The organism is Butyricicoccus faecihominis, assembly GCF_014648015.1.
GTDB lineage: Bacteria > Bacillota > Clostridia > Oscillospirales > Butyricicoccaceae > Agathobaculum > Agathobaculum butyriciproducens.
Genome location: NZ_BMQH01000008.1, coordinates 18,980 through 32,586 on the forward strand (window position 1 = coordinate 18,980; position 13,607 = coordinate 32,586).

Annotated in this window: 14 protein-coding genes; all 14 read right to left on the bottom strand. The window is 53.7% G+C overall.

Features of this window, described 5'->3' with window-relative positions; genetic code table 11:
• Positions 1–36: 36 nt before the first annotated feature.
• Complete coding sequence (locus IEY11_RS08810) at positions 37–2,127, bottom strand: DNA topoisomerase 3 (RefSeq protein ID WP_008978034.1); 2,091 nt, start codon at positions 2,125–2,127, stop codon at positions 37–39.
• A gap of 15 nt (positions 2,128–2,142) precedes the next feature.
• Positions 2,143–2,331 carry a hypothetical protein gene (locus IEY11_RS08815; protein ID WP_002569177.1) on the bottom strand — a complete coding sequence of 63 codons (189 nt, stop codon included), beginning with the start codon at positions 2,329–2,331 and terminating at the stop codon, positions 2,143–2,145.
• The gene (locus IEY11_RS08820; RefSeq protein WP_002585094.1) at positions 2,328–3,029 is read right to left on the bottom strand and encodes a DUF4366 domain-containing protein; all 702 of its coding nucleotides are present in this window, start codon (positions 3,027–3,029) and stop codon (positions 2,328–2,330) included. The genes IEY11_RS08815 and IEY11_RS08820 overlap by 4 nt, the downstream gene beginning before the upstream one ends.
• Positions 3,022–3,300: a DUF4315 family protein gene (locus IEY11_RS08825; protein WP_002569175.1), complete on the bottom strand. Its 279-nt coding sequence runs from the start codon at positions 3,298–3,300 to the stop codon at positions 3,022–3,024. The genes IEY11_RS08820 and IEY11_RS08825 overlap by 8 nt, the downstream gene beginning before the upstream one ends.
• Before the next feature lie 38 nt (positions 3,301–3,338).
• Positions 3,339–5,408, bottom strand: coding sequence for a C40 family peptidase (locus IEY11_RS08830; protein WP_002569174.1), 2,070 nt, complete (start codon positions 5,406–5,408; stop codon positions 3,339–3,341).
• A 35-nt stretch (positions 5,409–5,443) separates the two neighbouring features.
• Positions 5,444–6,403, bottom strand: a complete 960-nt coding sequence (locus tag IEY11_RS08835; RefSeq protein ID WP_008978036.1) for a DNA-methyltransferase — start codon at positions 6,401–6,403, stop codon at positions 5,444–5,446.
• Positions 6,400–8,838: a VirB4-like conjugal transfer ATPase, CD1110 family gene (locus IEY11_RS08840; RefSeq protein WP_188886326.1), complete on the bottom strand. Its 2,439-nt coding sequence runs from the start codon at positions 8,836–8,838 to the stop codon at positions 6,400–6,402. Before IEY11_RS08840 ends, IEY11_RS08835 begins: the two co-directional genes overlap by 4 nt.
• Positions 8,789–9,190, bottom strand: coding sequence for a PrgI family protein (locus tag IEY11_RS08845; protein WP_067539664.1), 402 nt, complete (start codon positions 9,188–9,190; stop codon positions 8,789–8,791). The genes IEY11_RS08840 and IEY11_RS08845 overlap by 50 nt, the downstream gene beginning before the upstream one ends.
• Positions 9,191–9,367: 177 nt before the next feature.
• Positions 9,368–10,237 (bottom strand): VirB6/TrbL-like conjugal transfer protein, CD1112 family, encoded by an 870-nt coding sequence (locus tag IEY11_RS08850; RefSeq protein ID WP_016289915.1) that lies wholly within the window; start codon positions 10,235–10,237, stop codon positions 9,368–9,370.
• A gap of 19 nt (positions 10,238–10,256) precedes the next feature.
• Complete coding sequence (locus IEY11_RS08855; protein WP_002569168.1) at positions 10,257–10,472, bottom strand: Maff2 family mobile element protein; 216 nt, start codon at positions 10,470–10,472, stop codon at positions 10,257–10,259.
• Between the two features lie 411 nt (positions 10,473–10,883).
• Positions 10,884–11,054, bottom strand: coding sequence for a hypothetical protein (locus IEY11_RS08860; protein WP_002569167.1), 171 nt, complete (start codon positions 11,052–11,054; stop codon positions 10,884–10,886).
• Complete coding sequence (locus IEY11_RS08865; RefSeq protein ID WP_016289916.1) at positions 11,041–12,849, bottom strand: VirD4-like conjugal transfer protein, CD1115 family; 1,809 nt, start codon at positions 12,847–12,849, stop codon at positions 11,041–11,043. The genes IEY11_RS08860 and IEY11_RS08865 overlap by 14 nt, the downstream gene beginning before the upstream one ends.
• Positions 12,846–13,322 carry a PcfB family protein gene (locus tag IEY11_RS08870; RefSeq protein WP_002569165.1) on the bottom strand — a complete coding sequence of 159 codons (477 nt, stop codon included), beginning with the start codon at positions 13,320–13,322 and terminating at the stop codon, positions 12,846–12,848. The genes IEY11_RS08865 and IEY11_RS08870 overlap by 4 nt, the downstream gene beginning before the upstream one ends.
• 41 nt (positions 13,323–13,363) lie before the next feature.
• Positions 13,364–13,585 (bottom strand): DUF5348 domain-containing protein, encoded by a 222-nt coding sequence (locus IEY11_RS08875; RefSeq protein WP_002569164.1) that lies wholly within the window; start codon positions 13,583–13,585, stop codon positions 13,364–13,366.
• Between the last annotated feature and the right edge of the window lie 22 nt (positions 13,586–13,607).

The window sequence follows — 13,607 nt, forward strand, 5'->3', positions numbered from 1 at the left end:
GTGGGTACCCGCTTCCTATGCTTGCTATTCAAGTTTTTAGTTCTTCTGTACTTCGATACGGTAGTTGACGTATTTCCCGCCAGTGTCAGCCAGAACGATAGTTCCGTCATAGGTCTTGCCTGTTTTCGGGGAATAGAGCTTCTTCACATTCACTTTGCCGGATTTAAGGAGCGCGGCGGCAATCTTCGCGGAAAAAGCGGTCTTGCGTTCCTCGAAAAAGCGGTCATTCTTCCACATGACAAAGGCACATTCTTTGTTGCTGCAATAATAGTTTTTCTTCCCCTCATGGACGGGGGAACCGCAACGGGGGCATTTGCCGACAGAGGGCTTTTCCTCCCGGAACAAATCCTTTTTCCCGTCCAGTGCTGCGGCGTGTGTCTGCACAAGCTCCCGCGCCATAGCTTCAATGCCGGACAGAAATTCGCCGGGGTCTGCGGCTCCCTTTGCTATCTGCGTCAGATTGTTTTCCCATTCTGCGGTAAGCTGCGGGGAAGTGAGCATATCCGGCAAGACTGATATAAGGGCGGCTCCGTTCTGCGTGGGGATAAGCTGCTTCCCCTTGCGCTCTGCAAAGCCGCCCTTTACCAGTTTTTCAATGACGGCGGCGCGGGTGGCGGGAGTGCCAAGCCCCCGGCGTTCCGCGTCCGGGTCGGTGTCCCCGTTCCCGGCTCGCTCCATAGCAGAGAGAAGCGACGCTTCGCTGTGGGGCTTCGGCGGCGTTGTGGTATGCTCCGTTACTTTTGCGGCGGGGTTAGGAAAGTTCTGTCCCTCGGAAAGCTCCGGCAGCGTCACGCCCTCATTTTCCCCGTCCTCTGCTTCGGGCTTATCTTTCAGCGTCGCCCGGTATCTGCGTTCAAGCTCTTTCCAACCCTCCGCAAGTACGGTCTTTCCCCTTGCGGTGAAGTCTGTCCCGGCGCATGAGAAAACCGCCGTAACCGCTTCATAAATATGCGGCTCGGCGGTGGCAAAAAGCAGACGCGCCCCCGCAAGGGTAAGGATATTCTTCTCGCTTTCCGGCAGCGCGTCCGGGTCAGCCTTTGCAAGCTCCATAGTGGGAATGATTGCGTGGTGGTCTGATACTTTCTTGCTGTCTAATACCTTTGCAATCTCCGGCGTGAAGTCCGCGCCCGCCATAAAGGGGAGCTTTTCGCAAAGCAGCGCGATAATGTCCGCTGCGGTGCCGCCCATGTCGTCAGTAAGAAAGCTGCTGTCCGTCCTCGGATAAGTAAGGAGCCGCTTTTCATAAAGGGATTGTGCAAGGTCAAGGGTCTGCTTTGCGGTGTAACCGAAAATGCGGTTCGTTTCCCGCTGCAAAGAGGTAAGGTCAAAGAGCTTTGGCGGGGCTGCGGTTTTCTTCTCTCTGGTAAGGGAAACGCATACCGCCTTTCCCGCTTCGCAAGCCCCTTTCAGCGCGTCGGCTTCTGCCTTGTCCGAAATCCTTTCGCTTGCCGCGTCCGCGCCGGATAAATCAAGGCGAACATGATAATATTTTTCTTTCTGGAAATGGGAGATAGCCGCGTCCCGGTCGGTGAGCATTTTTAAGGTCGGGGTCTGGACGCGCCCCACGTTCAAGGTCTTTCCATACAGGCAGGAGAAAAGCCGGGTGGCGTTAATGCCGATAAGCCAGTCAGCCTTTGCGCGGCAGAGGGCGGACGCAAAGAGCGCGCCATAGTCCCGCCCGTCTTTGAGGGAAGCAAAGCCCGCCTTAATCGCCCCGTCCTCCATTGAAGAAATCCACAAGCGGCGCATGGGCTTCTTGCAGCCCGCCACTTCGTAGACAAAGCGGAAAATCAATTCACCCTCGCGCCCCGCGTCACACGCATTTACCACTTCGGAAACGTCGGCGCGGTGCATAAGCTCTTTAATGGTTTTGAATTGCTTCCCCTTGTCCGGGTCAACGGCGTACTGCCATTCCTCCGGCAGAATGGGTAAGCTGTCAAAACTCCATTTTTTATATTGCTCCCCGTAGGCGGCAGCTTCCGCAAGCTGTACCAAATGCCCGACGCACCATGAAATGAGGTAGCCGCCGCCCTCGATATACCCGTCCTGTTTCCCCTTAATGCCAAGCGCGGCGGCGATAGTCTGCGCCATGCTCGGCTTTTCTGCAATCACAAGTCTAAATGCCATGAAAAAATCCTCCTTTCAGCGTTCCGGCGCGGTGTGCTTCTTCTCCTGTGCCTGTTTCAGACAATAGCCGATACAGGGGGATTGCGCCTTATAAGGGCAACGCATACACGCCGGGGATTTTGGAACGGGCGGCGCACTGTCACGCCGCCCGGTGGGTCTTTGTACCATCATTTTTTCTAAAGGGTTTTCGGTGAAAAGCGTCATGCTTCCTCGTCCTCCTGTTCTTCATCAGAAAGCCCGTCCCCCTCGTCCTCGTCGTAATCGTCAAAATCGAAATCTTCAAGGTCGGTGTCGCCCTTGACGTTCTGCTTTGGCTTCATAAACTTAAAATAATAGAACGCGCCCCCGCCGCCAAGAAGTGCCACGACAAGGAAAAGCACAAGCCCGCCTGTATTGCCTTTCTCTTTGGGCTGCTCTGTTGGTTTCTCGGTTTCCGGCTCCGCTTCCTTGCCGCTGCAAGCGGTCATGTTGTCCTTGCAGACAGGGCAGCTCACATTTACCTTTCCGGCTTCGCATTTATCGGTGCAACTGCAAACGGCGGGCGGGGCTGCTTCGGTGCTTCCGTCCTCCATAAGTGCTAAGAGGTCGGCTTCGTCCACTTGATTAAGGAAATGTACGGTGTCCTCGCCCTCGTCGTCCCGGTCAATGAGGATATAAAAGTAATTGCCGTTTTTGGTCGTTACGGTGATAAGCTGCTTGTTGCCGCCGAAATCGTCTACAAGGGTCGCGTTCCCGTCCGGGGTAAGGGGTTCTTCCTTTTGGGGTTCCTCGTAGACAACGCCGCTGTCGTTGGTGTCGTCCTCTCCCTCCGGGGTCTGTGCAAAAGCGGTGACGGAAAAGCCGCCCATAAGTACAAGGGCGGCGCAAAGTGCGGTCAAGGTTCTAAGGATTTTCTTATTCATTCTCGGTGTCCTCCATTTCTTCGGTGTCATGGTCTGCGGGTTCTGCGGGGTAGCCCGGCGCGGCTTCCATACCCGGAATACCGCCCCCGGAAAGCATAGCGGAAAGCTCATGCGGGGAAAGGCGCATGGAGCGCACAAGCTGTACGATTTGCAGGTTTTCCGCTTCGGTTTTCTGCGCTTCAAGCCCCCTTAATCTGTTCTGGTACTCGGTGATTTTCTCGCGGGTCTTTGCAATCTCTTTGTCGATACGTTCAATTTTGTTCATAGCCATCAATAAATTTCTCCTTTCAGATTTTCATTTTTTTGTTGTCAGTTCCAATTCATTAAGCCGTAGCCCTTGATACAGGAGTAATTGACGGGGTAGCTCTTTATCTTGCAGGCGTCGCCGGAATTGCCCTCGACGGTATAGACGCGCTCCCCGTCCGTTCCGATAACAAGCCCCACATGGTCTGCGCTCCCGTCCCCGTCCCAGTCGAAAAAGATAGCGTCGCCGGGGGCGATATTCTCATAGCCCCTCGCGCCCCATTGCCCGCGTGACTGGAACCAGGGTACGCCCTGTGACTGGCACCCGGCAAAGCGCGGCTCGCTCTTTCCGGCTTGATTGTAGCACCATGAAACGAAACAGGCGCACCATTCCACGCGGCTGTTAAATCCGTACCAGCTCCAAAAGGGTCGCCCGCCCACGTTGCCGACTTGCCGCTTCGCAAGGTCTACAACGGCGGTGTTGCCGGGGCGTGTGCCGTTTACAAGCTGTACGCCGCTTAAATCCTCGGACGCGCCCATATCGGGGGAGCCGCCGCCGAAAATCAGCGGTTTGTTTCCGCTTGTTTCCAGATAGACGCGGTACATTTCAAGCTGCTGTGGCGTTAGAAGTTCCTCCGCAATCTCGGAAATGGGCTTGTTCGTCAGCTTCACGTTGAGGATATGGTACTCGTAGGGTACTTCCTCGGTGGTCGTTTCCCCTGTTTCCGGGTCTGTGCTTGTTTCTGTGCGGTAGCGGATTTCCGTTTCTTCTGTCAGCGTCAAAGTGTACTGCATGGCAAAGACGCGATTTAGCTCTGCCTGTGCGCTCTGCGGGGTGTAGGTCTGCAAAAGGGCGGTGAGGTAGGACGCTAACTCATGGGGGTTATGCCCGATACTGTCAAGGTCATAGCGGTATTCGTCATAGCCGGGGTGGGTGCTTTCGATATTGTCAATCTGCTGCTGAAGCTCGTTTTCCTTTGCGGCGTAATTGTTCTCCGTCGCCACAAGGTCGCTGTCCTCCGACGTGTAGGAAGTCCCAAGTATGCCGTTCATCAAGCCGGAGAACATGGAACCGCAAGAGGAAAGCCCCGCCGATACCATGATGAATAAGAGCAGCGCGGCAACGGCGATACATACGCCCGCCGGGTGCCGCCCTACAAAAGCGATTGCCTTTTTTGTTTCCTCGGCGGTCTTTTTTGCCGCCTTGCGGGTGTTCTCTGCGGCTTTCTGCGCCGTTTTTGCGCCGCCTTTCCTTGCCGACTTTGCATACTGCCGCTTGATTTGCTGCTTCTGCATGAAGCGGGAAAGGGGATTGCCCGCAATCTGCGGATTGTCATGCAGGGCTTTATGGTACTGGAAATCCACATTCGCCTTGAACGCCGCTTTCTCTGCCTTTGCCGCCGCCCGGTAGGGTTTGAGCTTGTGGCTGTGGTAGCCCTCCTTGACTTTCCGCGCCCCGTACTTTGCGCCGCGCTCTGCCAGTTCTTCGGATTTGTGCGCCCCCTCAACGCCGGAATTGTCCTTTTCAACGGAATGTATCTTGTTGTGGACGAAAATACCCGCTTCCTGTGCGGGGCGGGATAGCGGGTTATTGTGGGGCTTATTCTTTCCTATGGGCTTTTCCTGTTCCTCAAAATGTAGGCGGGTCTTGCCTTTCCCGGTGGCTTCATCAAAGGTGCGCTCCCGTACAAGTTTCTTTTCTTTGGGGATAGCCGCCTTTGCCGCGTCCAGACGGTCGGCTGCTTTGTCCGATTTTCGGATATACCTTTCAAGCTCCGGCGTTGCCCGTTCCTCGTCGGTAAACTGCAAGCGGGAAGATTTTTCTTTTGCTGTGGCTTCTGCCTGTGCTTTCCTCGCCGCCTTTTTGCTCGCCTTTCTGGTACGCGCCCCGTCGATACGTTCCAAGACGCGCTCGGCTGCTGCGGTGTCCTGTTCCCGTTCTGCCCCCGGCGCATGGGGAAGCGGCGGCGTGTCGGTTAAGGGCGGGGAAGTTGCGCCGCCCGGTAGGGGCTGCGCTGCCTGTTCCGGCTGCGGTGGGGCTTCGGTCTTTGCAAAGTCCGCGTCCCTTATCCGCTTGCTGATACGTTTCTTTTTCCCGGTAGCGGCGTTTACCTCGACAGCCCCCTCGCGGGTCATTTTCTGCGTGACTTTTTCACGCGCCTTATATTGTTTTATGTGTCTGTCCCTCCAATCCGCGCCCTTGCAAGGGCGCAATACTCGGCGTTTATCTCAATGCCTATATAATGCCTGTCAAGCTGCTTTGCGGCTGCCCCCGTCGTGCCGCTGCCGAAAAAGGGGTCAAGCACAACGCCGCCTTTCGGACAGCCCGCCTTGATACAGGTTTCGGCAAGTTTTGGCGGGAACGCGGCGAAATGCCCGCCCTTGTAGGGAACGGTATTGATAAGCCACACGTCCCGCCTGTTCCGCATGGTCGGCATGAGGGCTTCGTCGTAGTAGCTGCCGCTTCGCGCCCGGTTAAGCCCCTGTACGTTCCCCTGTCCGGGTACTTCGTCCGCATATTTCTGTCCCGCGCTGCGCCCGGTGCGGTACCGCGCCGCCGTTGTGGGGGCTAACGGCTCGGCTATGGCGGCTGCGTCATAAAAATACTTCTTTGACTTCGTAAGCAGAAAGATATGTTCATAGCAGCGGGTAGGGCGGTCTTTCACGCTCTCCGGCATGGGGTTTTCTTTCTGCCAGATAATGTCGCTCCTTAAATACCACCCGTCAGCGCGTAGGGCAAAAGCTAAAAGCCAGGGAATACCGATTAAGTCCTTTTGTTTGCAGCCGGAAACGCGGTTGTTTCTTGCAATCTGCTGTCCGTTTCTCCCTTTCGGGTTCTTCGGGTCTGCATGGTAGCCTTTATTTCCTGTGCCGCAGTAGGTGTCCGCGATATTCAGCCAGAGCGTACCGTCAGAACGCAGTACCCGGCGCAGTTCGCGGAAAACCTCGGTCAGCCTGTCAATGTACTGCTCCGGCGTGTCCTCCCGCCCAATCTGCATATCAAGCCCGTAATCCCTAAGCGCATAGTAGGGCGGGCTTGTGACGCAACAGTGTACGCTTTCCTCTGGAAGCTCCCGCAAGGCATAGAGCGCGTCCCGGTTGATAATGGTGTCTGTCCTTAATTTTGTCATGCTTCGCCCACTTCCTCCGGCTTCGTCGTCATTACCCGGTAAAGCTCGGTGTCTTTCGGGAAGCGGTCTACAAAGGGCAGCACCACGTTCCCGTAGAAGATAAGCCCCTCGCCCGCTTCGGTGTGGGTGACATACTTCATCTGCTGCGGGGAGATGTTGAGCTGCTTTGCAAGGATAGCCCGGTCGCCCGCCGCCTGATTGAGCATGAGGACAAAATCAGAGTTTTCAAAGATATTCTCCACTTCGCGGGAAGCAAGCAAATCCTTGACGTTCTGCGTAATGGCTGTGGGTATGCCGCCCCATTTTCTGAAACGCTCCCAGATTTCAACGGAATAGGCGGCGGTCTGTTCCTCTTTCAAGAGAAGATGAAATTCGTCCATAAAATACCGGGTGGATTTCCTTTCTGCCCGGTTGACGGTGACGCGGTTCCATACCTGGTCCTGCACAATGAGCATACCTAACTTTTTGAGCTGCTTCCCAAGCTGCTTGATGTCAAAGCAGACAAGGCGGTTAGAAAGTTCCACGTTGGTACGGTGGTTAAAGACGTTCAAGCTGCCGGAAACGTAAAGCTCCAATGCCGCCGCGATACGCGCCGCTTCCGGCTCCGGCTGCTTCAAAAGCTCGTCGTAGAGGTCGCCCAAGATAGGCATTTTCTCCGGGTCGGGGTCTGCAAGGAAAGGGCGGTACACGTTCCTAACGGCGCGGTCAATGACGGTCTTATCGACGGGCTGCAAGCCCTCCTTGCCGCCGATTACAAGCTCGCAGAGGGAGAGGATAAAGTCGGATTTCAGCGCAAGGGGGCTGTCGTCCTCGGAATAGTTGAGGTTAATATCCATAGGGTTCACATACTGGGGCTTCCCGTCAATGCCCTTGCCCGTAGGCGATAACCGTATCACTTGCCCGTCAAGCCGCTGCACAAGGGAAAAATACTCTGCTTCCGGGTCGCAGATAATTATGTCGTCGTCGGTAATGAGGAAAGCGTTTGTCATTTCCCGTTTGGCGGCAAAGGATTTCCCGCTTCCCGGCGTACCCAAGATTAAGCCGTTGGGGTTCTTTAGCTGCTTGCGGTCGCAGAGTATCATGTTGTTAGACAGGGCGTTTAAGCCGTAGTACAAAGCCGCGCCCGTCTGGAAAAGCTCCTGTGTGATAAAGGGGATAAAGATAGCGGTGCTTGACGTGGTAAGCCCTCTTTGAATGGGGATAAGGTTCTCCCCAAGCGGTACAGAGGACATAAGCCCCGCTTCCTGTTGGTAGTCAAGGCGGGTCAAGGCGCAGTTGTTCTTCTGTGCAATGCCCGCCGCCGCGAATACGTCATTTTCCAGTTTCCGCTTCGTGTCCGCCATGTTCACCACAAGGAACGTCAAGAGGAACATTCTTTCATTCCGGCTCTGCAAGTCCTGTAAGAGGTTCTTCGCTTCGCTGCCGAACGTGGCAAGGTCGGACGGGATTATATCCATGTCGTAGCCGCTGCGTACCGCTTTTTTCTGTTCCTCGATTTTCATTTTGTCAAGGTCGGTGATTTTCCGCTTGATTGTCTTTATGGCTTCGGTCTGGTCGATACTGTGGATATGCAGATTGACGATAACGCCCGTTTCCAAGTCCAGAATATCCGATAAGATACGGTCGTTTAATTCCGGCGCAAGGATTTCAAGGAATGAAACCGCGCCGATTTTGCGCCCCATGCGGAAATAACGCCCCTCGCCAAAACGGAAAGAGGATGGGGCGATAAAGTCCTTTGTGGAAAGCCCGGACGGGGCAAGCCATGAAAAATCAAAGGCAAACTGCCCGCCCTCCGGGTGGAAAATGCCATGCAGCATTTTAAGGCGTTCATAGCCTGTCATGGGGCGGGCAGACACGCCCAAGAGCTTAAAGTTGTTGAGTACGTCCGTTTCGATACGGGCAAGGCGGGATTTCGCCGCGCCCAGACTGTCGGCTTCAATGGCAAAGGTGATATATTTTGCTTTGACAAGCCCGTTGTTTCCCTTTGCAAGCTGGTTTTTCAGCATATTCCGGTATTCTGTGCGGATAGAGTTGAAAGCGTCCTCCTGTGCCGGGATATTGACCGCCTTTTCCGCTTCGCCCCGCTGCGTCCCCTGATTGATGAAAGAGAGCTGCACCGAAACGGAAGCGTCAAAGTAGTTGAGGAAGTCGCACCAGTTCTCAAAAATGGCGGTCTTGTCGTCTGCCTGTGCAAGCTGATAGTTAATATCTTCAAAGGCGACGGTCTTTGAGTATTTCCGTCCCGTAACCTTGCAGATACCGTCCGGGTACATCTGGATATAGGGGATTGTCTGCTGTGCGGTGTGGGCTTTCCCGTCGCCCTTTGCCTGTCTGATGATTTCCGCAATCTGCTTTTTCTCGGCGCGGGTGAGCTTGCGGGGCGGGTTAGGCTTTGCGCTTCCCGCCGCGCTGTTTCTTCGTGTTTCCTTTTGCAATCGCTGATACCTCCTTTTCAAGTTTTCTCTGCCGTTCTAAGACGGAATAAAAGTTGTCTGTCCTGTATGGTCGTTCTTTGGGGGCTATGAATTTCGTCCGTATGATGTTCTTCACCACCACTTCAAGGGGCTGTCCATGCTTTTCATACATGGCGAACAGGAAACAGGGCAGCATGACGGCAATCATAGCCATAGACGCAAGGCTTGTGCCTGTGCTGTCTTTGAGCAGAAAGAAAAGCGGAAGCCCTAACAGGAGAGCTACCGCAAAACATACAATCTGCCGTTTGGTAAGGTTGAAAGCTACTTTTGTCTTGACTTTGGATAAGTCTTTGGGTACGGGTACATACGCCAAGTGGAAACCTCCTTTCTCTGGGTTTTTTGCTGCTGTAAGTTCCCATAGGGGTAATCAAGGCAAAGGTCAATTTCTGCCCTTTGCCCGTCCCTATTCTATGGGGTTTTCCCGCGTCAAGGTCGGGTAGTATTTTCGCCGCTTTGCTCTGAAAATCTCCACCCTACCCTTGACACGCCGCTAATGCGCGGAGAAAATCGACTTCGCCAGTGCGCCGGATTTGAACAGGGAGAAACAGAGGATAACGGTATAGGCTGCAAGGGAAAAAATCGCGCTGTGCAGGTTGTCCGCTATTATCATGTTGTTCACCAAAACCGCGTAAATGCCGACGCATATCATTATGAGGAAGCCTTGAAAGCCAAGCGCGAACAGGGATTTTAGGTAGTTGTTCCCTATCTGTCCCCATTCCCGATTAGTCATTGTTGCGAACGGGATAGGCGATACCGAACAGTAAAGGTAAATTTCTATCATTCTGCCGTAGAGGATAACGGTTATCAGTACGGACATGATTTTCATGCACAAGCTCACAAGGCTTGTTTCCATGACAAGTAAGAGCAGTTCGGGGATTTCCATAGCGTCAAGCCCGCTTTGCATGGAAGCAAGGGCGGCGGCAACATCAATCTCTGTGCTGCCGCCGATTACCCCCGCCGCGCCGGAAACAACGTGCTGCGCCATATCGAACACCGCCATAGTGATGTCAAAGGTGTGCGTCACAAGGTAGACTGCCACAAACGCCTTGAACACCCACTTGAAGAACATGGAAGTGTCAACGTCGTGCATATTGTTCTTTTCCGTTACCATGCTGATAAGCTCATAGCATAGGACGTAGGTAATGACAAGCCCCGCAATGGGTACGATTACATTCTCACTAAGCGTCTGTATCATGGAGAATATATTTGCGTTCCACCCTTGCGGGGTCTGCCCTACCTCTGCGGCGATAGTGCCGACTTTCTCGTTTACGTCCCCGAACATAGTTGACAGATTACCGTTTATGGCTCCTATGAGGATTTCCTTTATCCATTCGTTAATCGCGTCAAGTATGCTCTGCATAAGCCTTTACCCGCGCTTCTTAACCGAACAAGCCGGAAAGCAGCGGTACAAGGGTCATGCCGATAAGGGCAACGCCGCCGCCCGCCATAAGCTGCTTCATGCCCTGGCTTTTCGCGCCCGGATTGTCGTTGCCGTAGCCTTCCATGAGGTTAATCACGCCCCAGATACCAAGCCCGGCTCCAAGTGCTACAACAAGGGTCTGCAAAACGTCTACTGCGCTATTGAAAAATGCCATAAATATATCCTTTCTGCCGCGTCTGCGGCTGTCCGGCAAGCGGACAAAAGGCGGTCAGCGTATGGTCGCCGCCGCATAAAAAAACCGCCCTCTGGTAAAGGCGGCTGTCCCCGCGCTGCGTAAGTCCTGCGGCGCGGCGGTATTCAGTTGTAAGGGGTGCGGCTCCTGCCGCTGTGTACTGCGCCGGAAAGTGGGGGCGCGTATCATGTAGCCGGTATGGATAGATGTGATTGCTTCAATCGCTCCTTTCTGTGTCCCGCTGTGCTGCCGGACGTTTTTTTCAGACTTGCGGGAAGTGAATAGCTTGCGTAGCAAGGTGTTCGCTTCCCGCAAGTTCACAAAGGGGTAGCTGCCGCAAGGCAGCGTAGGGGAAGTGTAGCTTCCCCTGTCCCCCGGCGGTCTGCCATGCTGTCACTGTTGCGGGATAAGCCCCCGGCGCGTGACATACTCCGTTGCAAAACGGCGGTGTTCCGCTTCCTTTTCCCGCCAATACTCCCATAATGCAGCGTCGGCGGCTTCCGCAACATTCATTAAAAACCGTTCAAGCTGCTTTTGTTTTTCCTCTGCGCTACGTTTCCTCATGGTCTGCGTCCTCCTGTAAGTCTGCTGCGTCAATCTCGTAATAGTCAAAAACCTCGTCGGGCTTGACAATGGCGGGGCGGCGTTTAAGGTGCTTTTCCATGTCAAAGGCGTTCTTCGGGTCTGCGTCGGATAGGTACTTGTATTTCGGGTGTTTCGTTATGTCGAATTTGTCCGAAAAGAACGGGCGCACCCCGCGTAGCTGCAAGATACATTTCCCTCCGTCCATGACTGCGATTTCATCTTCCGTCATAAGCTGCTTTCCCAATTTCTGATAGTTCAGCCCATGCGAAAGCTCCCGCCCTCTGGTTTCGGAAGTGTTGAAGCTGTCTATCGTTTCCTTGCCTAAAATCTCCGATATTTCTTTGAGGGTGGTTTTCTCCTTGCCGCCCAAGAAAAGCGTGGTGTCGCAGTTGCCGACTATGGTATCGGCGTTGTCCTTGTAGATTGCCTTTAGCTGTGACTGGCTCTGCAAGATGATTGACGCGGAGATTTCCCGGCTCCGTATCGTTGCAATGAGCTTTTCAAACTTTGGTATCTGCCCGATATTCGCAAATTCATCAAGTAAGCACCTAACATGGACGGGAAGCCGCCCGCCATATTCATCATCTGCTTTGTCGCATAAAAGGTTGAATAACTGTGTGTAGAGAATACTCACGACAAAGTTAAAGGTGTCGTCGGTGTCGCTGATAATCACGAAAAGGGCTGTCTTTCTGTCGCCTATGGTGTCAAGCTCCATTTCGTCGGTTTCCATAAGCTCCCGCAGCTCCTTAATGTCGAATGGGGCTAACCTCGCGCCGCATGAGATAAGTATGCTTTTTGCGGTCTTGCCCGCCGCAAGTTTGTATTTTTTGTACTGCTTGACTGCAAAATGCTCCGGGTCTTTTTCTTCCAGACGTTCAAACATGAGGTCAACCGGGTTCTGGAAGTCCTCGTCGTCCTCGCGGGCTTCCGACGCATTTATCATTTCAAGCAGCGTCGTGAAGTTCTTCTCGTCCTCCGGGGCTTCATACCAGATATAGCCGATTAGCGCGGTGTAGTAGAGCTTTTCCGCTTTCACCCAGAAATCCTCGCCGGATTTTTCCCCGTCGCCTTTGGTGTTGGCGATAATGGTATTGACTAACTTCAAAATGTCCTTTTCGCTCCGCAGATAGGCAAAGGGATTGTATTTCATGGATTTTTTGAAGTTAATCGTATTTAGCACTTTGATACGGTATTTGTACCGCTGTAACATTTTCCCGGTTTCCAAAATCAGTGTTCCTTTCGGGTCAGTGACGATATACGACGTTGGAAAATCCTTTGACGTACATTGCATGAGCGACGGTTTCACAAAGAACCGGGTCTTGCCGCTGCCGGAACCGCCGATTACAAGGATATTTTTGTTTCTTGCGTATTTCGGCTGCTTCGGGCGGCTGTTCATGGTAAGCCGTTCCGTCTGCGTTAGGGGGATATTGTTCTCAAATACCGGGTCGGTGTACGGCTTTATGTCGTCAGCCCCGCCCCAACGCGCCGAACCGTATTCTGTCCCGCGGCGGTATTTCTTCGCGTTCTTGCCTTTGGTGTAGATAATCAGCCGGACAATGACCGCCCCCGCAATGCCTAAAGCTAAGTCTGCCGGGTGGAAGCTCGGCGCGATACTGGAAAAGGCGGCGGTAAAACCGTCCCCAAGATGTAGCAGCTTTGCGCTCGCGTCCGCGCCGGGGGAGAGCCGGACAGCCGCGCCCACTTTATCAAAGAGCCAGACAAAGAGCAGATACGGGAGATTTAAGATAAGCAGCTTCTTGATTTCCGGCTTCATAGCGATACCTCCCTGTCTTTGTTCTTGACCTTTGCCCGTTCCGCGTTCTTGCCCTGTGCAGCTTCTTTGAGGGTAGAGAGCAGCTTTCGGATTGAGGGCTTTTTCTCCTGTGTCAGCTTTTTTGCGGAAAATTCCTTAAAGGCGGCGGTCAGCACGTCCGCGTCCCGCCCCTTGAAGAAAACCAGATAGCGGGGCGGGCTTTCCGTCGCGTCCTTTTTCAGCGCAAAGTCGATACCGTACTTTTTCGCCGTACTCTCAAAGGCTTTGATATTGCCCTCGGTAATCTCAATGTTGGAAACGCCCGCGTTCTGCTTCATAAGCTGCTTTAAGCTCTGCTTGCCCTGTGGCGGTTTTGCAAGCTGCTTTTTGCCCTTTGACAGTATGGCTTTCATTGCCTTTTGGAGCGTCTGCGCGGTCAGCTTCCCGGTCTTGATGTAAAGGGCTATGGTCTTTTCGTTTACTTCGTCCTGCAATTTGTCGCGTCCTCCTTTCGCGTTTCTTTATGGGGCGGCGGTCAGATACGCACCCGCAGCCCGTTCAAGTCCTCGGCTCTGATACCCACAAGATACCAGTTGTCGCCGTACTCAATCCGGGTCGGCTTCCACTTGCCCCGCACGAATACGTCAAAGCACTCGCCGCAATGCAAGCCCCCGTAGTAGCTGTTTAAGTCAAAGCGGATGTCGTAACGGTCGGTGCGCTCGTCAAATACCAATGCTCCTGTCATTTTCTGTGCCATAATAAAATCCTCCTTTTGTGGT

Bases quoted from the DNA above. Each gene is read 5' to 3' on its own strand.
- IEY11_RS08810 (WP_008978034.1), bottom strand. From the start codon at position 2,127: ATGGCATTTAGACTTGTGATTGCAGAAAAGCCGAGCATGGCGCAGACT.
- IEY11_RS08815 (WP_002569177.1), bottom strand. From the start codon at position 2,331: ATGACGCTTTTCACCGAAAACCCTTTAGAAAAAATGATGGTACAAAGA.
- IEY11_RS08820 (WP_002585094.1), bottom strand. From the start codon at position 3,029: ATGAATAAGAAAATCCTTAGAACCTTGACCGCACTTTGCGCCGCCCTT.
- IEY11_RS08825 (WP_002569175.1), bottom strand. From the start codon at position 3,300: ATGGCTATGAACAAAATTGAACGTATCGACAAAGAGATTGCAAAGACC.
- IEY11_RS08830 (WP_002569174.1), bottom strand. From the start codon at position 5,408: ATGACCCGCGAGGGGGCTGTCGAGGTAAACGCCGCTACCGGGAAAAAG.
- IEY11_RS08835 (WP_008978036.1), bottom strand. From the start codon at position 6,403: ATGACAAAATTAAGGACAGACACCATTATCAACCGGGACGCGCTCTAT.
- IEY11_RS08850 (WP_016289915.1), bottom strand. From the start codon at position 10,237: ATGCAGAGCATACTTGACGCGATTAACGAATGGATAAAGGAAATCCTC.
- IEY11_RS08855 (WP_002569168.1), bottom strand. From the start codon at position 10,472: ATGGCATTTTTCAATAGCGCAGTAGACGTTTTGCAGACCCTTGTTGTA.
- IEY11_RS08860 (WP_002569167.1), bottom strand. From the start codon at position 11,054: ATGAGGAAACGTAGCGCAGAGGAAAAACAAAAGCAGCTTGAACGGTTT.
- IEY11_RS08865 (WP_016289916.1), bottom strand. From the start codon at position 12,849: ATGAAGCCGGAAATCAAGAAGCTGCTTATCTTAAATCTCCCGTATCTG.
- IEY11_RS08875 (WP_002569164.1), bottom strand. From the start codon at position 13,585: ATGGCACAGAAAATGACAGGAGCATTGGTATTTGACGAGCGCACCGAC.